Annotated in this window: 17 protein-coding genes; 8 read left to right on the top strand and 9 right to left on the bottom strand. The window is 54.8% G+C overall.

Annotated elements, in window-relative coordinates; genetic code table 11:
• The first annotated feature begins 13 nt into the window (after positions 1-13).
• Genes KK078_RS13380 through KK078_RS13365 form a run of 4 tightly spaced genes read left to right on the top strand, consistent with a single transcriptional unit; the run spans position 14 to position 3,893 of the window.
• Positions 14-1,876, top strand: coding sequence for a TonB-dependent receptor (locus tag KK078_RS13380; protein ID WP_254090785.1), 1,863 nt, complete (start codon positions 14-16; stop codon positions 1,874-1,876).
• The gene (locus KK078_RS13375; protein WP_254090801.1) at positions 1,873-2,943 is read left to right on the top strand and encodes a DUF5074 domain-containing protein; all 1,071 of its coding nucleotides are present in this window, start codon (positions 1,873-1,875) and stop codon (positions 2,941-2,943) included. The genes KK078_RS13380 and KK078_RS13375 overlap by 4 nt, the downstream gene beginning before the upstream one ends.
• The gene (locus tag KK078_RS13370; protein ID WP_262898676.1) at positions 2,940-3,137 is read left to right on the top strand and encodes a DUF5522 domain-containing protein; all 198 of its coding nucleotides are present in this window, start codon (positions 2,940-2,942) and stop codon (positions 3,135-3,137) included. Before KK078_RS13375 ends, KK078_RS13370 begins: the two co-directional genes overlap by 4 nt.
• A 30-nt stretch (positions 3,138-3,167) precedes the next feature.
• On the top strand, positions 3,168-3,893 hold the full coding sequence (locus KK078_RS13365; protein ID WP_254090784.1) for an adenine nucleotide alpha hydrolase: 726 nt from the start codon (positions 3,168-3,170) through the stop codon (positions 3,891-3,893).
• Here the strand turns inward: KK078_RS13365 and meaB are convergent.
• Complete coding sequence (gene meaB, locus KK078_RS13360) at positions 3,888-4,892, bottom strand: methylmalonyl Co-A mutase-associated GTPase MeaB (protein WP_254090783.1); 1,005 nt, start codon at positions 4,890-4,892, stop codon at positions 3,888-3,890. The two genes, KK078_RS13365 and meaB, sit on opposite strands and share 6 nt — an antisense overlap.
• Before the next feature lie 62 nt (positions 4,893-4,954).
• Between meaB and KK078_RS13355 the strand changes: the two genes are divergently transcribed.
• From KK078_RS13355 to sucD, 4 genes are all read left to right on the top strand, one after another.
• On the top strand, positions 4,955-6,283 hold the full coding sequence (locus tag KK078_RS13355; RefSeq protein ID WP_254090782.1) for a CHASE2 domain-containing protein: 1,329 nt from the start codon (positions 4,955-4,957) through the stop codon (positions 6,281-6,283).
• Positions 6,284-6,309: 26 nt separating this feature from the next.
• The gene (locus tag KK078_RS13350; RefSeq protein ID WP_254090781.1) at positions 6,310-7,206 is read left to right on the top strand and encodes a hypothetical protein; all 897 of its coding nucleotides are present in this window, start codon (positions 6,310-6,312) and stop codon (positions 7,204-7,206) included.
• A 109-nt stretch (positions 7,207-7,315) separates the two neighbouring features.
• Entirely contained in the window at positions 7,316-8,209 is an 894-nt protein-coding gene (locus KK078_RS13345; RefSeq protein WP_254090780.1) for a hypothetical protein, read from the top strand.
• A gap of 494 nt (positions 8,210-8,703) precedes the next feature.
• Entirely contained in the window at positions 8,704-9,582 is an 879-nt protein-coding gene (gene sucD, locus KK078_RS13340; RefSeq protein ID WP_254090779.1) for a succinate--CoA ligase subunit alpha, read from the top strand.
• A gap of 13 nt (positions 9,583-9,595) precedes the next feature.
• Here the strand turns inward: sucD and KK078_RS13335 are convergent, their stop codons facing one another.
• From KK078_RS13335 to KK078_RS13300, 8 genes are all read right to left on the bottom strand, one after another.
• Entirely contained in the window at positions 9,596-9,847 is a 252-nt protein-coding gene (locus KK078_RS13335; protein WP_254090778.1) for a hypothetical protein, read from the bottom strand.
• Positions 9,848-10,107: 260 nt separating this feature from the next.
• Complete coding sequence (locus tag KK078_RS13330) at positions 10,108-11,445, bottom strand: PhoH family protein (RefSeq protein ID WP_254090777.1); 1,338 nt, start codon at positions 11,443-11,445, stop codon at positions 10,108-10,110.
• Between the two features lie 97 nt (positions 11,446-11,542).
• Entirely contained in the window at positions 11,543-12,238 is a 696-nt protein-coding gene (locus tag KK078_RS13325; protein WP_254090776.1) for an AlbA family DNA-binding domain-containing protein, read from the bottom strand.
• A 24-nt stretch (positions 12,239-12,262) separates the two neighbouring features.
• Positions 12,263-13,789, bottom strand: a complete 1,527-nt coding sequence (locus KK078_RS13320; protein WP_254090775.1) for a P-loop NTPase family protein — start codon at positions 13,787-13,789, stop codon at positions 12,263-12,265.
• A gap of 64 nt (positions 13,790-13,853) precedes the next feature.
• Positions 13,854-14,951 (bottom strand): vWA domain-containing protein, encoded by a 1,098-nt coding sequence (locus tag KK078_RS13315; RefSeq protein WP_254090774.1) that lies wholly within the window; start codon positions 14,949-14,951, stop codon positions 13,854-13,856.
• Between the two features lie 165 nt (positions 14,952-15,116).
• Positions 15,117-15,599, bottom strand: a complete 483-nt coding sequence (locus tag KK078_RS13310; protein WP_317195906.1) for a sterol desaturase family protein — start codon at positions 15,597-15,599, stop codon at positions 15,117-15,119.
• Between the two features lie 207 nt (positions 15,600-15,806).
• Positions 15,807-16,949, bottom strand: a complete 1,143-nt coding sequence (gene bshA / locus KK078_RS13305; RefSeq protein WP_254090799.1) for an N-acetyl-alpha-D-glucosaminyl L-malate synthase BshA — start codon at positions 16,947-16,949, stop codon at positions 15,807-15,809.
• 75 nt (positions 16,950-17,024) lie between these two features.
• On the bottom strand, positions 17,025-19,940 hold the full coding sequence (locus KK078_RS13300; RefSeq protein ID WP_254090772.1) for a serine hydrolase: 2,916 nt from the start codon (positions 19,938-19,940) through the stop codon (positions 17,025-17,027).
• Positions 19,941-20,033 lie beyond the last annotated feature (93 nt).

The following is a 20,033-nucleotide window of genomic DNA, read 5'->3' as shown; positions in this document are numbered from 1 at the left end:
TCGAAGAACTATCATGCGAGTAGGTATTCTTATAGTCGTGAGCGTGCTCACCAGCGTGTCCTGTTTTGCGCAACAGGCGGCAACCGTGCTGGACTCGGTAGAAGTGTACGGTATACCCGATGAGCGCTTCCTGGCGGGAGCCTCCTTTACTACTGTCGACTCGGCATTGCTGCGCCAGCAGCGAGGAAGCCATCTCGGCGACGTACTGGCCACACAGTTGCCGGTATACTTTCGAAGCTATGGTCAAGGTATGATCTCCGGCATTAGCCTGCGCGGAACCGCCCCACAACATACCGCCGTGTTGTGGAACGGGATAAACATCAATAGCTTCTCGCTCGGCCAGGCTGACTTCTCCATTTTGCCGGCTTCCGCGTTTGGTTCTGTCAAGGTACACGCCGGTGGCGGGAGCGCTCGCTATGGCAGCGGTGCGCTGGGCGGCACCGTACTGTTGGCCTCGCCGGAGGCACCGTCGCAGGAAATATTTCACATCGCACAGGTCGTCGGGAGCTTCGGTCAATATACCACCGAAGCAGGCGGCGGAATCACCGCCGGACGCTGGAACCTGCATACGCAGGTCTACCATGTGCAAAGCGAAAATGACTTTAAAATACATGCCCTGGACGAGCGTCAGCCGCATGCGGCCTTCCGGCAGATGGGCGTGCTGCAAGACATCGTATATACTCTAGCCGATTCAAAGTCGCTGGCCTTGCACTACTGGTATCACGATGCCGACCGCGACGTGCAGCCGCCCATCGGTCAATATTTTAGTAGCGATACGCAACAAGATAAAAATCACCGGCTTAGTCTGCAGTATAAAAGTGATGGTCCACACCGTCAGTTTACGGCTACGGGGGGCTATGTGCGGGACGTGATCGTCTACCAAAAGGAAGCCCTGATAACCCGGTGGACGGGCAATGTCAAAGAGGCCTTCTTATTGCCGGCGCGGATACACACCGAGGTCAGCGCCGAGTGGAATCACATTCGCGCGGACATCGATGAGTATAAACAATACCCGGTAGAAGAAGATAGATTCGATTTTATGGTGTCCATGCAGAAAACTGTGGGCACACGCCTGTCGCTGGCATTAAACCTGCGTCAACCGGTTGTTACGGGTTTCTCGCCCCCTTTTCTACCATACCTCGGCGTAGAATATACCATTGTAAAACGACCGGCTGCAACGTTTACGTTTCGCGGCAATGCCTCACGCAATTACCGCGTGCCGACATTCAACGATCGATACTGGAAGAATGCGGGGGACAGGAACCTGAAACCGGAACTGAGCTATGCCGCGGAGGCCGGCTGGCGGTGGACGTGGCACCGGCTGACCGTCGACAATACCTGGTACGCGCAGGAAGTAGATCAATGGCTTCAATGGGTGCCGGTGGATGGTGCCTACATTCCGCGAAATGTCCGCCACGTGCGTGTTCGTGGTGCCGAAGTGCGTGTATATGGACCGATATGTCAGGGTGTAGTAAGAGTAATAGCCGGTGTCAATTATCAGTACACACGCTCCATCACCACCGAGGCACCGCCGAATGATCCGTCCCTGGATCGACAGTTGATTTATACCCCCGAGCAGACCGCATCGGGTTATTTGCGCGGCCAGTGGCGTGATTACAACGCAACCGTGCAGGCCCAGTATAGTGGACGACGATACTACCTGTTTGCGAACGAAGCGGACTATTCTTTAGATCCTTATTCGCGCATCGACCTGTCGGTAGGACGAACATTAACCCTGGGGCGTCATGGGCTAACGCTGCAAGCTTCCGTGCAGAATCTGCTGGACGAAGAATACAGACAATATGCCGCCTACGCCATGCCCGGGCGGTATTACACCCTGCAACTTAATTACCAACTAAATTCCATATCGAAATGAAAATGAAATCGTACTTGTGGCTGTCTGCCTTCAGCATCATGCTGGTGTTTCAAGGCTGTTCGGATGATGACGGCGACAAAAAGGGCGCGTCGGTTGTCTCCGGTGTGCTGATCGCCAACGAAGGTAACTTTTTGGCCGCAAACGCCAGCGTCACCTACTACAATCCGGAGAAGGACTCTACGGCACAGAATATATTTCGCAACGCGGCTGGCGATTTTGCGGGCGACGTGCTACAATCCATCACATTGGATGGCGAAAAAGCGTACCTCGTAGTGAATGGCAGTAATACAATCGAAGTAGCGAATAGCACGACCTTCGCGCGTGAAAAGACGGTTGCGGCAGCCATCATTGATAAACCTCAGTACATGTCAATCATCAACGGTAAGGCATACATCAGCGTGTGGGGGCCCTACGACACAGACTACAATCTTACGAATTCTTCTATTGTAGTAGCCGATGCCAAGACGATGACGATCACGGACACCATACCTACTAGACCGGGCGTGGGTGAGCTGCTGTATGCCGGTGGCTATCTCTTCGCCTCGATCAGTAACTTTGGGACGAATCATATAGTATCTGTCATTGACCCCACCAGAAATGAAGTGATCAGAGATGCAGCCGTATCGCCTGGCCCTTCTGGCATGGTCGTGGACGCGAATAACAAACTGTGGGTTATTTGTCGGGGCGGCTATGGTGCCGAGGAAAGCTATCTTGAGAGCTTTGGCGTGAAGAATTTTGAACCAGGCGTGCAAATACATCTCGACTTCCAGGCTGGAGCCGATCTGGCGGTTTCTCCCGACGGCAAGACCTTGTATTTCACAGGTGGCAACAATATCTACAGCATGTCGATCGATTCCAAAGCAGCCCCCACTGCACCCTTGTTTACGGCGGAAGATGTAACGGACTTGTATTCGTTTGGCGTAAACCCGGAGAATGGCGACTTTTACGTAGGCGATGCCCGGTCCTTTGCAGCCAGTGGTGAAGCATACGTGTATAGCAGCGATGGAACCGCAAAAACATCGTTCGCGACGGGCGTTGGCCCCACGCAATTTATCTTTAAGAAATGAAAGACGACGTGACGGATAAATCCGCGCCCGAAGAAAACAGCCCCTATTACTACATGGAGAATGGCCTCATGGTTTTTACCGAGGCCTTTTTCCTCAAGCGGGGCTTTTGCTGCGGGCGCGGATGCCGTCACTGTCCGTATGGACATAAGAAGGGCGCTACGGTGCCGGTAAATCAACAGCCGGAAAAAGAATAGACAGCAATCGGGTACAGTCGTGAAGGGCGTATGCAGCAGACAAAGAAAAATGTAACGATCAGCTGGAGCGGTGGTAAAGATGCCACCTTTGCCCTGCACAAGCTTTTAGCGACCGGCGAATACAACGTCGTACACCTGCACACCGTCGTCGGCGCCACCACCCGCCGCGTGGGCCTGCACGGCGTACGCGAAGAATTGATCGACCAGCAAGCAGCCTGCCTCGATATACCCCTCCACAAACTATACCTGCCCGAAGCACCCGATCACGGCGCCTACGAAACACTCATGCAAGACTTCTACCGCGAGTGCACCGCCACGGGCATAGAAGCCGTTGTCTTTGGCGACATCTTCCTCGAAGACCTGCGTGCCTACCGCGAAGCCATGCTCGGAGCCGCAGGCCTGAAAGGGATCTACCCGTTATGGGCTATATCTTCCGAAAAATTACTGAACGACTTTCTAACCGCCGGCTATAAGACCGTACTCTGTTCCGCCAATGCGTCGTGGTTCATGCCCGGTCGCTTAGGGGTAACAGTAGATCATTCCTTTGCCGCGTCGTTGCCCGCCGGCGTAGACTGTTGTGGTGAGAACGGCGAGTTCCACACACTGGTATACGATGGCCCGCTGTTCAAAACGCCGTTGTCCTTCTGGGCGGGAGAGGTGGTAAAGCGATCCTATACGTTTCAGAAAGTAACCGCCTCGGGCGAACCCGAACCCTCATCGCTCGATTTCTGGTTCCGCGACCTGGTGCCGCTATAGCGCGCGAGCCTGATCGCGGTACGCCCGCAGTAAACGATGTGCCGCTTCGTGCGAAGATAACTCCTGCCGGGCCACCGCCTGCTCGAGCTCGCTGCGGATAGCCTGTACGGAGGCCTGCAGATCGGCCTGCAGCAGTTGCTGAAAATAGTCGTCAAACCAGTTTATATTCTGCCGGCCGCGGGTAGCCTGAAAGAAACCCGATGCTTTTGTATGGGCGCAGTAGCGTTCGATCGTGGCCCACGTATCGGCAAAGCCTTCGCCGGTTATCGCCGACGCTGTCAGCACCGGCACCGTCCATTCGTTGGCCGACGGCGACGAGACCAGGTGCAAAGCCTGCGTATAGGCACCACGGGCTTCGCGCGCTGCCTTTTTATTCTCGCCATCCGCTTTGGTGATCACCAGGGCATCCGCCATTTCCATGATGCCTTTTTTGATACCCTGCAGCTCGTCACCCGCGCCGGCCAGCATCAGCAACAGAAAGAAATCGACCATGTTGCGCACGGCGATCTCCGATTGTCCTACGCCTACCGTTTCGATAATGATCACCTCGTACCCCGCCGCTTCGCACAGCAGCATCGCTTCGCGGGTGCGGTGGGCGACACCGCCCAGCGCATCGCCGGCCGCGGTAGGACGTATAAAAGCCCGCGGGTTGCGCGAAAGCTCTTCCATGCGGGTCTTGTCGCCGAGAATACTGCCACCGGTCAGCCGGCTGCTGGGGTCGATGGTCAGTACCGCCAGCGTTTTACCCAGCGTGGTGATGTGTTTTCCCAGTGTCTCGATAAAGGTACTTTTACCGACCCCCGGCACCCCCGTGATACCCATACGGATCGCGTTGCCCGTATAGGGCAGCAGCAGCTCCAGTAATGTATGTGCAAGGTCCTGGTCGGCCGGCAAAGTGCTCTCCACCAACGTAATGGCCTGCCCCAGCAAAACGCGGTTACCCTGCCGGATACCGGTAACAAATTGAGCGGGTGTAGGGCGGGCCTTGCGGAGTGTCATACGGCATGCTTTCGTAAAGCACCGGTAAATTTCTAAATTTACCTGATACATCGCCTACCGCCATGCGTAAATTCTGGACAGACTCGCTCATTGCGACCTTTTTCGTTTTCCTGGTCTTGCTCGCCATTCGGGAAGTGTCGCAGTTCAACATCTTTAACGTATTCGACCCCCTCGGAAAAGCGCTCGGCGACATGGAGCTGACCGACATCACCTTCTCCAACCTGCGTGTAGAGGTGCCGCCGGTAGACGAGAATATCACGATTATAAACATTGGCAACTTGAGTCGCGCGGAGATCGCGGAGCAGATTCGCGCCATCAGCCAGTTTAAACCCAAGGTCATTGCCATCGATGCGTTCTTCAACTGCGGCGGCTGCCAGGACGGTACGATAGACTCTGTATGCTGTCCACTGGCGTATGACACACTCAGCAACATGATGCTCGCCGGCGCGATCGCCGATGCGGGCAACGTTGTGCTGGTAACCAAGCTGCAGCAATCCGAGGCGCTTCTGGCAAAATATGGCAACGATGTCGCCCGCTATGACTCGCTACAACACACCGACGATCTTATTCGCGGCAATTCGTACGAAGGCTTCGCGAATCTCGAAACGGGTGCCGATCACCAGGAAGATCTGAAGGCATGCCGCCGCCTCAACCCCTCCATGGTTATGGAGGATGGTACGACGGAGTTGGCGTTTTCCACCCGCGTCGCCATGGTATATGACTCGGTTAAGACCAGGCGCTTCCTGGCCCGTCAAAAACACTCGGAGGTAATAAACTATCGCGGCAATGTGCCCGACCCGTACCAGGCGTCCGCGCCCGAGTTCTCCGGCCGGTATACGTACCTGGACTGGTATCAGCCGTTCGACACTACGTCATTTTTACCTACCATTATCACCGACCGCATCGTGCTGTTCGGCTTTATGGGAGCCGACATGAGGGATACTTCATGGGACGATAAATTTGTTACCCCCCTGAATAAACAGTTTGCCGGCAAGACCCGCCCGGACATGTATGGTGTAGTCGTGCATGCCAACGTAATTTCCATGATCCTGGACGAAGACTACATCGAAGAATTGGAGGCCTGGCAGGAGTACGCCATTGCGATTCTGGTGTGTTTCCTGAACGTCGCGCTGTTCACCTATATAAACAGGAAAATTCCGGTTTGGTTTGATGCGCTGAGTATTGTCGTGCAATTGGTGCAGTTTTTGGTATGTACGTTTTTGATGATCTATGCCCTTCTCTGGTTCAATTTCAAGCTTAATCTGACATACACGCTGGCGGCGCTGGCGTTGGTGGGCACGTGCTTTGAACTATACCACAGCGTGCTGCGCGTAGGACTTTCTGCGATAAAAAGCCGCGGGTGGTTTACCATTAAGAAGGAAGGAGTATAAACATTACATCAGGACACCAAGAACCCATGAAAACTGTCAAGTTGAGCTTTTTTTCGATTTTTTTACTGTCTGCCACCCTGGCAGGCGCCCAGAACTATGCGTTTAAAGTGCTGGCCAACAAGGGCGCAAACGAGGTAAAATCAGGCAATGAAGCCTGGCAGCCTATCCGCACCGGCACCACGCTGAAAAGCGATGACGAATTAAAACTTTCGGACAATTCGTATATCGGCCTGGTTCACGCCAACGGCAAACCGGTTGAGCTGAAACAACCCGGCAGCTACAAAGTAGCCGATCTGGCCGCCAAAGTAGGCGGAAGCTCTACCGTGATCGGCAAGTACACCGACTTTATTATGAGCAACAACTCGGCGGAGGCAAAAAAGAACCGCCTCAGTGCCACGGGGGCGGTACATCGCGGCGAAGCGACGGCCATCACCATCAAACTGCCCGAAAGCCCCGCAGTATACAACAGTGCCAAGACTGTCATTACCTGGGAGGCCAATAAAGTAGAAGGTCCCTATATCGTGGTCATCAACGACATGTTCGGCGAGCAGCTAGCCAAGCTGGAGACCAACGAGCCGGTGATACAGATCGACCTGGATGACAAGAAATACGCAGGCCACAATGCCATCGTGCTGGAAGTATACTCCAAAGCAGATCCTACGAAGAAGTCGGCTGAGAAGATGATCAAGAAGCTGACACCGGCGGAGCGCGCCGCGCTGAAGACGTCTATCGACGAGGTTGCCAAGGACATTACCGAAGAGACGGCGATCAACAAGATCATCCTGGCGCAACTGTACGAGGAGAAACGTTTGCCGATCGATGCGATCGCTGCATACGAAGCGGCTATTAAACTGGCGCCGGACGTGCAGGAATATAAAGACATGTATGAAGATTATTTGATCCGCGCAGGTATCAAACATTAAATAATTAAAAATTTTACGTCGAAGGCCACCCTGGGGGTGGCTTTTGCGTTTAGGAGCAATAACCCTATTGTTCTACTTTTGTCAAAAAAGAACCCATAACAAACACCCTATGAAAATTTTGAAGTTGGTTTTGATCGGCCTGTTGGCGGTCGTGTCATTGGAAGGTAGTGCCCAGGACTATACGTTTCGGGTACTGGTCAACAAAGGCAAGAATGAAGTAAAAGCCGGTGAGAACTGGCAGTTGATCAAGGTCGGCTCAAACCTGAAGTCAGCCGACGAAGTAAAGGTCTCGGAGAACGCCTACATCGGCCTGGCGCACGTCAGCGGTAAAACGCTCGAGCTGAAGCAACCGGGCAAATACAAAGTGGCCGACCTGGCCGCCCGCGTCAGCGGGAACACAAGCGTGCTGAACAAATACACCGATTTTGTATTGAGCGCCAACAAAGAACGCAAAAACAACCTGGCGGCTACGGGAGCCGTAACGCGCGGCAGCGAGTTCCTGGTGTTCATCCCCATTCCGACCAAGAACCCGGTGGTCTACAACGACGTGATCACGATCAGCTGGGATAACAAAGTGGCCGGCCCCTATGTTGTGAAGTTCAATAGCATGTTCGACGACGAGCTGGCAACCATCGAAACAGCTGAAAACAACCTGACGATCGACCTGAGCGACGCGAAATTTGCCAACGAAGACAACATCATCGTCGTAGTGTCGTCCAAGTCCGAGCCGAAGAAGTCCGACCCGTATACCCTGAAGCGCCTGTCGAAAGCCGACAAGGAGCGTATTAAGAACGAGCTGGCGGGCCAGACACAGGAGCAGACGGCCATTGCCAAGCTGATGCTGGCGGCGTTCTATGAAAAGAACGGCCTGCTGATAGACGCCGGCACCGCCTACCAGGATGCCATCAAGCTGGAACCCAATGTGGCCGACTTTAAACAGAGCTACGAGGAATTCCTGATCGGCAACGGCCTGAAGAAACCGGCCGACCAGAAGAAAAAATAAGCCGCTACAAGCGATCCCATAAAAGAGGCCGCTCCGGAGTTCCGGGGCGGCCTCTTTGCATGTACAGGGGATACCAGGACCGTCAAAGGCATGCTAACTGCCTGTCATAGCAAGAAATACTAGAATGTTTAGAAAGGAATAACCAATAGATATCCAATACCTATATAGGTATTGGATATCTATTGGTTATCCTTTGGTTAAAGCTTGGTTATCTATTGGATATTCCGGCTTTTGACAGGCTTTTGGAATCCAGATACGGGTGAAAAGGCAGGCATGAAAGGGGTTGAAAAAACAGGGAAATACTACTGGAGGGGCGCCTTGCGAGGATGGACGGAAGGCAGCGCACGTGTGGCGGCTGCACACAGCAGGAAAGTGACGCGGACCCGCCAAAAAATCGAAATTTGGCGCAAAAAACACGTTTCGAGGTGTAATGTAGGACGTTTGGTTGGAAGTTTTATTATCCTATTTTTGTGCTTCCTAAAAATTAAACATCCATGAGTGTACTGGTCAATAAAAATTCAAGGGTAATCGTTCAGGGTTTTACCGGTTCGGAAGGCACCTTCCATGCCGGGCAAATGATTGAATATGGAACAAATGTAGTAGGCGGTGTTACGCCTGGAAAAGGAGGGACAGAGCACCTTGGAAGACCAGTATTCAACACCGTAAAGGATGCGGTCGACAAAACCGGCGCCGATGTATCGATCATTTTCGTACCCCCGGCTTTTGCCGCCGACGCCATCCTGGAAGCGACTGACGCCGGCATTAAAGTGATCATCACCATCACCGAAGGTATTCCGGTGAAGGACATGATGGGCGCGAAGAAATATGTAAAAGAGAAAAAAGACGTAGTCCTGATCGGCCCCAACTGCCCGGGCGTTATCACGCCGGGTGAAGCAAAGGTAGGCATCATGCCGGGCTTCGTATTTAAGAAAGGCCGTGTAGGCATCGTGTCGAAATCCGGTACGCTGACGTATGAGGCGGCCGACCAGATCGTGAAGGCCGGCCTGGGGATCTCTACGGCGATCGGTATCGGTGGTGACCCCATCATCGGTACACCGACCAAAGATGCGGTAGAGCTGCTGATGAACGACCCCGAGACAGACGCGATCGTCATGATCGGCGAGATCGGTGGTAACTACGAGCCGGTGGCTGCCCGCTGGATCAAAGAAAATGGTAACAAGAAGCCTGTCGTAGGTTTCATCGCCGGCCAGACGGCCCCTGCAGGCCGCAGAATGGGCCACGCCGGTGCGATCATCGGTGGCGCGGACGATACCGCCGAGGCGAAAATGAAGATCATGCGCGAGTGTGGCCTTCACGTAGTGGAGTCGCCTGCCGAGATCGGCGAGACCATGCTGAAAGTCCTGAAGAAATAGGAAAGCGTAAATACTAGAAGGTCGTCTTAAATTCCTTCTCCAAGTATTCGTTCAACGTATGGAGACCCCGGAGGATGTTAAGCTTCTCCGGGGTTTCGTTTGTATTATCGTCTTTGAAGTATACTTCCACAAAGAGATTGCGGAGCATATAGATATATATCGTGCGCCCACCCTTGAGTCGGGTGCCTAGCATAATTCCTTTTTTCTGGAGGTAGCTCACTTGCTTGCGCAACGGCATTTTCTTGAAAAGAAAGCCTAGTATCATAGCGTTCTATCCGTTTGGGTTGGTCGGGTGCCCAGGTAGCAACCAATACCGCGCCAGACGGAGAAAACATGTTTTTTGCTTCGATTTTAATATGTTTCCCTTTTCCTCAATCCTGTTGTGGGAATTAGATGTAATATATCGTCCGAAAAAAGGAATAACTGTAGCAACACGAATCAGCATCAGCGTTAAGTGTGAAAGCGACAGGCAATATTTCCGTCGCTCTCACACCCGATGGCTATCGGGTTCACACTCACACTGATTCAAAGTAGTTCGTTGGCGAGGTTGGCCAGTTCGGAGCGTTCGCCTTTCTCGAGGGTCACGTGGGCGTAGAGCTCGTGGTCTTGTAAGCGGTCGATGAGGGTGGACAGTCCGTTTGACTGTGAGTCGAGGTAGGGCGTGTCGATCTGGTAGATGTCGCCGGTGAAGATGATCTTGGTGTTTTCGCCGGCGCGTGTGATGATGGTCTTTACCTCGTGCGGCGTAAGGTTCTGGGCTTCGTCTACGATGAAGCAGATGTTGGAGAGGCTGCGTCCGCGAATATAGGCCAGTGGCGTGATGACCAGCTTCTCCTGGTTGATCATCTCGGTGATCTTGGAGTATTCCTTGTCCGTTTCGTTGTACTGGTTCTGGATGAACTTGAGGTTGTCCCACAGCGGCTCCATATAGGGGTTCACCTTCGACTTGATGTCGCCGGGCAGGTAGCCGATGTCTTTGTTGCTGAGGGGCACGATGGGGCGCGCCAGGTATATCTGTTTGTATTCGCGTTTCTGCTCAAGGGCGGCGGCCAGGGCCAGCAGCGTCTTGCCGGTACCGGCCACGCCCTGGATGGACACCAGCCTGATCTCGGGCTTGAGGGCGGCGTGTATGGCAAAGGTTTGCTCGGCATTGCGCGGCTTGACACCGTACACGGCGCGTTTCTCTACGTGCTCCATCATGCCGTTGAAGGGGTTGAAGTAGGCCAGCGCCGACTTCTTGCCGCTCTTCAATATATAGTAGTGATTTTTTACGGGTGCCAGCTTACCCAGGATCTCCTCGGGCGGGCAATAGCCTTTTTCGTAGAGCAGGTTGATGAGGTTGGCATCGATGTTATCGATGATCGTGCGGCCGCTGTAGAGCGACGAGATGTTCTGTACCTTGCCCGTGGTGTAGTCTTCTGCCTGCAGCCCCAGCGACTTGGCTTTCAGCCGCAGGTTCACGTCTTTGGAGACGAGTATGACCCGCTTATTCTTCTCTTCTTTCTGCAGCTGGAGCGCCGCGTTGAGGATGCGGTGGTCGGCTTTGGCTTCGTTGAAGATCTTGTTGGCGTCTACGGCGCTGTGGGTATCCATCAGTACCTTGAAGTTACCCTTGCCCTTGCCGTTGATGGGGTTCCAGTCTTGCAGGCTGCGGTCCTTGGCCAGCTTGTCGATGAGCCGGATAAACTCGCGGGCTTCGAAGTTCTTGGTGTCGTTTCCTTTTTTGAAGTTGTCCAGCTCCTCCAGCACGGTGATCGGGATACCGACGTCGTGTTCGTCAAAATTCAGGATGGAGTTGTGTTCATAGATGATAACCGAGGTGTCGAGTACGAAGACTTTCTTCTCCTTCTTTGCTTTAGCCATGCTTCACGATTAGCGTTTGATTGTAACGCGATGGACGAAATGTAAAAAAATGGTTAAGATTTCGATAGAGGGAATAAAACGAAGTTTTTTTATACCTTTACGTCCCCGTTGAACGGCTGCCCGGCCGTAAGACCAATGAATACAGATCGCCCCGCTCGTGTGGCGTTACCTTCAGAACCCCCGCTATAGCCAGTAAGACCAGCTTGTGTGACGCCAGCGATTTTTTCAACCCGCTGATGGTCATAAAGGTTTGCAACGTAATGGATGGATGCTCGTCGAGGTACCGCATCAGCAACTGCTCGTAGCTGCCGTAGTGAAAGTATACATCGCGCTTCTGGCCCAGGCGCCGCACGATCTGGCGCACTTCGCGGCTTGCCTTGATGCTCTTATCTTCTACGCGTACATAGGATTCCTGGCGACGTTCTTCCACCTGCAGGGCGTGGGGCTTTACGGTGCTTTCGGGTATTTCGTATTGCAGCACCGTGCGCGCGTTGCCAATGGGTATATAGGTTTCGATGTACGGCAAGGGTGGCGTACACTTTTGCAGTGCCTGCCGGATGACGTAGGACTCGTCGTCGGGATACTTCAGCCCGGGTATGCTCAGGTCGTCACCGACGCCCACGAGCAATATACCGCCTTTGGTATTGGCAAAGGCGATCATCTCCCGTACGATCTTGTCGGGAAATGCAGCCTTGCGTTTGAACTCCAGCGTCAGGCCTTCGCCCTGGGCCACGAGGTTCTTGAGCTGTTGAAATTGCTGCGCATGGAAGGTATACGATTCGTGTAGCTTCATGGAGCCAGGGCGTTGTGCCGGTGTTTACCGGAATCGTCCGTTCGGGAACTCGTCGTCGTTTTCTTCGTCGTCTTCCTCCCGGCGGCCGGAAGGCATGGAGAGCATACCGCTGAGCAGATCCTTAAATTGCAGGCCGGCCGTGAGGTTGTGTTTGCTGATGAGGCTATGCTCGGCCAGGCCGTGCAACGCAAACTCCATCAGCAGCAGGCGTGCCGGGGCGTCTTGTCCGGGGTGCAGCTCTTGTACCAGCTCGGCCAGACCGGGCACGGCCTTCAGCGCTTTCTCGAAGTCGGCCTGGGGCATGTTGTGCAGCACGTCTACGGCGTTGCCGTCGTTAAACCAATCGGCGATCTTCTTATAGGGGCTCTTCTCCTTTTGCTTGCGGAATTTATCGGGATCGGGAAAGTAGTTGGCGAACTGTGTACGCAGGGCTTTGCCGATCAGGTTCTGCGCCACAATGCCGGGACCTTCCTGCTCGCCTTCGTATACCAGCTCTACCTTGCCGGTAATAGCCGGTACGACGCCGATGAAGTCGGCAATGCGTACCTGGGTTGTTTTCTCCTGGTTGATGATCGCACGGCGTTCGGCGGCGGCGACGAGGTTTTCGTAGGCCGAGATGGTCAGACGCGCGGATACGCCGCTCTTGGCGTCTACATATTCGCTCTTGCGGGCTTCGAACGCGATCTGCTCCACCAGGTCTTTGGTGATGTCGTGGGCCGACACGCGGGTGCGCTGCTCGTCTTTGAGACGTGCTTCCTGTTGGGTGATGCGGCGGCCGATGTCGAGCGTACGCGGGTAGTGTGTAATGATCTGGCTGTCGATGCGGTCTTTGAGCGGCGTAACGATGCTGCCCCGGTTGGTATAGTCTTCGGGGTTTGCCGTGAAGACAAACTGGATCTCCAGCGGCATGCGGATCTTAAAGCCCCGGATCTGGATATCGCCCTCTTGTAAGATGTTGAAGAGCGCCACCTGGATCCGCGCTTGCAGGTCGGGCAGCTCGTTGATGACAAAAATGCAGCGGTGCGAACGCGGAATGAGGCCGAAGTGGATCACACGCTCGTCGGAATAGGGCAGCTTGAGGCTGGCGGCCTTGATGGGGTCTACGTCGCCGATGAGGTCGGCGATGGACACGTCGGGGGTGGCCAGCTTTTCAGTATAGCGCTCGCTACGGTGCAGCCAGACGACGGGTGTGTTGTCACCACGCTCGGCCACGATGTCTTTGCCGAAGCGTGAGATGGGGGCGAGCGGGTCGTCGTTCAGCTCGGCGCCTTCGATAACGGGTATATATTCGTCCAGCAGGTTGACCATGAGGCGGGCCAGCCGCGTCTTGGCCTGTCCGCGCAGGCCGAGCAGGTTGATGTCGTGGCCGGCCAGGATGGCACGCTCCAGGTCGGGAATGACGGTCTCTTCATATCCCCAGATGCCGGCAAACACTGATTCTTTCTTTTGAAGCTTTTGGATCAGGTTCTGGCGAAGCTCTTCGCGGATGGACCGCGGCGTGTAGCCCGATCTTTTTAACTCTCCTACGTTTTTGATGGATGTATGCTGCATACGGTGTGTGGAAATCAGGTAAGTATCTATACGGAAGGAACGGCCGGAACGATCTGTGTTCTTCTTACAGGTTTTTGGTGCGGTTCCGTTTAAAATCTTCAAAGACCAGGTTGCCGAGTCCCTCCAGGCTGCTGTAGTACGCGTTGCCGTTGTTGGCTTTGGTAAACTCGCGTACGAAGGCTTTCAGGTACGGGTCGGTGGCGATCATAAAGGTCGTGACCGGCACCTTGAGCTTGCGCAGCTGCGTAGCCAGGTTGAGCGTAGCCCCGAGTATTTTCTGGTCGAGCCCAAAGGCGTTCTTATAATATTTTATGCCTTGCTTGATGCAGGTAGGCTTGCCGTCGGTGATCATGAAGATCTGCTTGTTGGCGTTCTTGCGCCGGCGCAGAATGTCCATGGCCAGCTCGAGTCCCGCCACGGTGTTGGTATGGTACGGGCCTACGTGCAGGTAGGGCAGGTCTTTGATGGCGATCTGCCAGGCGTCGTCGCCGAAGACGAGTATATCGAGCGTGTCTTTTGGATACTTCTTGGTAATGAGCTCGGCCAGTGCCATGGCCACTTTCTTGGCGGGCGTGATGCGGTCTTCGCCGTAGAGGATCATGGAGTGCGAAATGTCGATCATCAGCACGGTAGAGGTCTGCGTTTTATATTCGCTTTCCATCACTTCCAGGTCTTCTTCGGTCATGAAGAAGCTTTCCAGGCCGTGGTTGATCTGCGCGTTGCGCAGCGAGTCGGTCACCGAGATCTGTTCCAGCGTGTCGCCGAACTCATAGTCGCGCCGTTCGGTGGTTTGCTCATCGCCGCGGCCGCTGTGAGACGTGTTGTGCTCGCCCGACCGGGTGCGCTTGAGCTTTCCGAAGATTTCTTCGAGCGCGGACTGCCGCAGGCTTTGCTCGCTCTTGGGTTTGAGCTTGAACTCACCCTTCGGGCCTTCGTCGGTGATATAGCCATTCTTCTTGAGATCTTCGATAAAATCGCCGATGCCGTAGGTGCCGTTCGTCAGGCCGTGCTGGCGGTCTACTTCGGTGAGCCATTGGAGTGCCTCCGCTACATTGCCGGAAGTCATCAGCACCAACTGCATGAAGATGTTCAGCAACTTTTCAAAATCGCTTTTTCCTTTTTCTTCCGGCGGCGTGTATTTCGTAAAGCGGTGTCCGAGCATGCCTGTTCTTTCAAACTCTAACCAATAATTACACTATTCTGGTTCAGCGTCAAAGTTTAATTTCTTAAAACTTTGAGAATTCCGTGGGGAGCCGGAAATGGCGACAAACAACAAAGCCACCCGGCACCTGACCCGATGGCTTTTGATGTTATTTTTAATGCTGTGCTAGGCTGCCGCCTTTTTTTCGCGCATGGTTCCGTAGATGTAGTCCCATAGCGGTGACGATACGCCGAAGATCACTTCGCCGTCCTTATAATGGTGTACGCTGTGGTTCACCCAAAGCTTCTTGAAAGCATTTTTCGGGGGTTGGTAGGCGTGTACCATGTAGTGAACGGCCAGGTAGGCGGCATAGCCCACCAGGAAGCCCGGCAGGAAGGCGAATACCAGGTCGCCCATGACAAGGCGCAGCAGCAGGAGCAGCACGGTAGAGATGGTGATGCTCAGCAGCGGCGGCATGGCCAACCGGTCTTTGTCTTTGGGGAACTCATGGTGTATACCATGCATGGTGTATTGCAGCTTCTCCCGGAAACGGGTGTATGTGGGCATGTGGAACACGTAGCGGTGTACGTTGTATTCCACCCACGTAAATGAGATCAAGCCGGCGGCAAACAGGCCGACGGTTTTCCAGGCGTCCAGGGTAGTATGCATGATGCTCCAGTAGAGCAATCCTCCTGCGTACAGAAAAAATACGATTAACGGAACTGAAATATGGGTTCTGGATAGTTTTTCCAGGATCGGATTTTGAAAAAGCTGTTTGGTTCCTTTGTTTTTGGGTAATGTTCTTGATGCCTCCATACACATACTAAACTTTGTGAAAATCACATTTTAGGTTCTGGCTCTGCCCAAAATTAACGTTTAAACGATGGTTTTGGCTGCAGTTTTTTCCAGAATTCGCTGATAATAATTTTCGTATAAGGGTAATATGCGTGTTATGTCAAATTCTTGTGCCCGCTTGAGCGCATTTTCCTTGAAGCGTGGGAGGTTATTTTTATCGAGAATGAGCAATGCTTTTTGGGTCATATCTTCCACATCTCCCACCGGGCTCATAAAGCCGGTCTGACCGTCGATATTCAGCTCGGGCAGCCCGCCCGTGTCGGAGGAGATCACCGGCACCTCGCAGGCCATGGCCTCGAGCGCCGCCAGACCAAAGCTTTCTTTTTCCGACGGCATCAGGAACAGGTCGGCTACAGACAGTACCTCTTCTACGGCGTCGAGCTTTCCGAGGAACCGAACGTCTTCATAGATGCCCAGCTCGCGGCACATCTTCTCGGCATTTCCCCGTTCCGGTCCGTCGCCGATCATCAGCAGCTTGGCCGGGATCTCCTTGCGGATGTTGGCAAAGACGTGGATCACATCGGGTATGCGCTTCACCTTGCGGAAGTTAGAGGTGTGCACGATCAGCATCTCGCCGTTGGGGCAGATCGCTTTCTTGAAATGATCTTTCTTTTGCTTCTTGAATTTTTCCAGGTCGATGAAGTTGGGAATGACTTCGATGTCGTTCACGATCGGGAAGTATTCGTAGGTCTCCTTTTTCAGGTCGGCCGATACCGCGGTCACGCCGTCGGACTGGTTGATGCTGAAGGTCACGACCGGTTCGTAGGAAGGGTCTTTGCCCACCAGCGTAATGTCGGTACCGTGCAGGGTTGTGACGATGGGGATCGTAATGCCCTGCGATTGCAAGATCTGTTTGGCCATGTAGGCTGCCGAGGCGTGCGGTATGGCATAGTGCACATGCAGCAGGTCGAGGCGTTCGTTCTTCACGACGCTGACCATTTTACTGGCCAGGGCCAGCTCGTAGGGCGCGAACTCAAACAGCGGGTAATTGCGGAAGTCTACCTCGTGATAGAACAGATTCTCGTTGAAAAGGTCCAGTCGCGGCGGTTGCGAGTAGGTAATGAAATGTACTTTGTGGCCCTCCTGGGCCAGGGCTTTGCCCAGTTCGGTGGCCACAACGCCGCTACCGCCAAAGGTAGGGTAGCAGACGATGCCGATCTTTATCTGTTGCACGTGGTGGTAGGATTTATGGAAGCGTAACCCTTTTAAGCGCACGTAAGTTTCCGTGCAATTGTTAATTTATTGCGAATTCGCGCAATATTGAAAGATTGCCTGATAAATGACGTCCTGAATCCGCGGGCGGATATTAGCGGTGAGCAAACGGCCGCTGCGGTCGGGATAGACCCGGTTGGACAGGAATATATAGACTACGTCGAATTCCGGGTCTACCCAGAGGCATGTTCCGGTAAAACCGGTGTGTCCATAGGTGCGGGCGGATGCCAGCATCGACGTGGGGCTGTTCCATTCGCTCTGTACGGGTTTGTCCCAGCCCAGCCCGCGGCGCCCCTTGTATACGCGGTCGGCAAAGAGGCGCACGGTTTCCGGTTTATAGTAACGATAGTCGCCGTAGTTTCCTTCCTGTAAGAGCATCTGGCCGAGCTTGGCCAGGTCGCCGGCGGTGCTGAAGAGGCCGGCGTGGCCGCTTACGCCCCCCATCATGGCGGCGCGCTCGTCGTGTACCGTACCGGCTACCGGCTCGCGGCGGTAGATCTTGTCGTACTCGGTCGGGGCGATGTGTTGCACGGGAAAGCGGTCGAGCGGGTTGAAGCCCGTGGTGTATGCACCGAGCGGCTCATAAAAGTTTTGGGCGAGGAAATCTTCCAGCGGTTGGTTGAGCACTTTCTCGGCGAGGTGCTGCAGGATCATAAAGCTCAGGTCGCTGTATTTATAAGGATAGGGTGTACGTGGCGGCTTCTCGGTCAGCTTCGACTGGATGACCCACGACCAGATGGAGTCGCGCATGACCTTGTTGGTATACAGGTGCGGCGATACCTGCAACGGAAAGGCTGCGGTGCGCGTGCGGCTATAATATTGCGGCAGGAACGTCGTGTCTTTTACCGTCTGCGGCCACAGGGGGATGAAGGGCTGTAATCCCGCCTGGTGGGTGAGTAGCTCGATGATGGTGATGTCTCTTTTGTTCGACCGCCGCAGCTCGGGCAGGTAAAGCGACACCTTGCGGTGGATGTCGATCAATCCTTTTTCATGCATGAACATGACGGCTTGCAACGTGGCCGACACTTTGGTGAGCGAGGCCAGGTCGTAAATGGTTTGCTCGTCCACGGGCGTCTTGCGGTCGTAGGTTTGATAGCCAAAGGTCTTGTCGTATACTACTTTGCCGTGGCGGGCCACCAGCACCTGGCAGCCGGGTGTTGCCTGGTTGCGGATGGCTTCGTTGGCGATGTCGTCGATGCGGGCGAGTACGCGGCTGTCCATGCCCACGGCTTCGGGCACCGCATAGCCCAACCGGTCGAGTGCGGGGGTAGCGCTGCCAAGGCCCGCGGGCAGCAGTGCCGAGGCGGCCAGGGGCAGTTGCCCGTTGGCCGGCAGGCTGCCAAAGATAACTTCGGCTACGCTGCGCAGCAGCTCGGGCGAATGTTTGTAGGTGGTGATCACCGTCGGGAAACGCGACGCGGTGCGGAGGAAGTGCTCGTTGCCAAAGTCGCAGAGGATGACTTCGTTGGAGTTCAGCAACCGAGGCAACATGCCGCTGACGCGCGCGATGGTCTCGGGGGTGGTTTGCGGAAAGATGCCGATGATGATCGTGCCGGGACGCTCGGCGGCCTTCGCAAATACTTCGGTGCCGGTGTTCTCGTCGATCGTATACTGCGCGACCTGCGCATAGCGGGCCAGGTACTCGTAAAAGATGTTGTTGACTTTTGTGGTGTCGGTGGCGAAGTAGGTGAAGTATTTATTGTCGAGTATTTTGACGGGCAGCGTACCGGCCTGGTTGCGCAGCACGGTAATGGCCGCTTGCTCCAGGCGCTCGGCCAGCATGCGTGTTTTCGCGGGGTGCAGCGTGGCCGGCAGGTTATCGATCGGCGGCAGCTGGCGTTTGTACAGGCCGGCGTCGTATTTGGCGGCGAGGATCTTTTTGACGGTGGCGTTGAATTGCGCTTCCAGGTTTTCGTCGCGGCGTATGGCCCGGCGGATGCGCCGGATGGCATCGTTAACGTCGGCCGGATATACCAGCATGTCGTTGCCGGCCTGAAAGGCCTGGAGCTCGGCTTCGCCGGCGCGCAGGTCTTTTGCCATGGCCGCGGTGCTGCGGATGTCGGCAAAGGACATGCCGCGGTAGGCGCTGTTTTGCTTCAGCCACGGACCGGTATACAGGGACGCGAGCATGGCGGAGCTAAATTCGTTTTTGCGCGCCTGGTTGCTGTTGGCATAAAACAGGGGAAAGGCACCCGAGGCGGGCATGGTGGCCGCCAGCCCGGCGCTGAAGAGCTTTTTATAGGGATATACTTGTGCCGAGTCGAGCGACGGCTGTATCGCGGGCCGACCTTTTTCCACATCCGTCACGGTAATACCTTTGAGTGGAAAGTGCGTAGCGCACAACAGTACCTGCTGGCTTCGCAGGCCTTGCAGAAATGCGACCGATTTGGGCGCTACACGTTGCGGCTCCTCGCCGAGCGACAGCGGGCTCATACGCAGCGGGGCAGGGTTGCGGGCGGTATCGGCCAGGGGTGTGAAGTAAAGCTGTACGCCCAACAGTTTTAACTGCCGGCCGACCTCGCGGCCCAGTTGGTATAAAAGCGAGTCGGGGCGAACGGCGCCGAGCATCATGGGCGGAGGAAAGGCCAGCAGGCTGTCGGGTGTCGAGCCGAGCCCGGCGGGGGCTTCCTGCGCGATGAGCAGGGGAATGTCGGCTTCTTCCTGCATGCGACGGATGAGACGCGCCTGTAATACAGGGGTGGTGGTGCCGGCAAAGAGGAGGCCGCCTACCTGGTTGCTCTTTACTTTGGCTTCGATGTCGCGCAGTTGCGCTTCGTCGAGGGTGGTGGATACGGGCAGCAGGAACAACTGGCCGGCACGTTTGCCTTTGAGCTCGTTGAAGACGCTGTCTACCCAGGCCTCGCGCGCGCGTACAGCCTGGCCCTGTGCGGAAGAAAATACCGTTAATGCTGCCAGCAGGCAGAAGAAGATCTTTTTTGTCATCCGGTTGTTGCGTTTAAAAAATAGGGTGGCCGCCAACTTTACGGCTAAGTTAATGGTTAAAATCATACCGGATAAAACAGGACGGCCGGCAAA

Source organism: Dawidia soli (assembly GCF_018598185.1).
Classification (GTDB): Bacteria; Bacteroidota; Bacteroidia; order Cytophagales; family Cyclobacteriaceae; genus Ohtaekwangia; species Ohtaekwangia soli.
The sequence above is the reverse complement of the archived record's forward strand: the minus strand, read 5'-3'. Positions and strand labels throughout refer to the sequence as shown.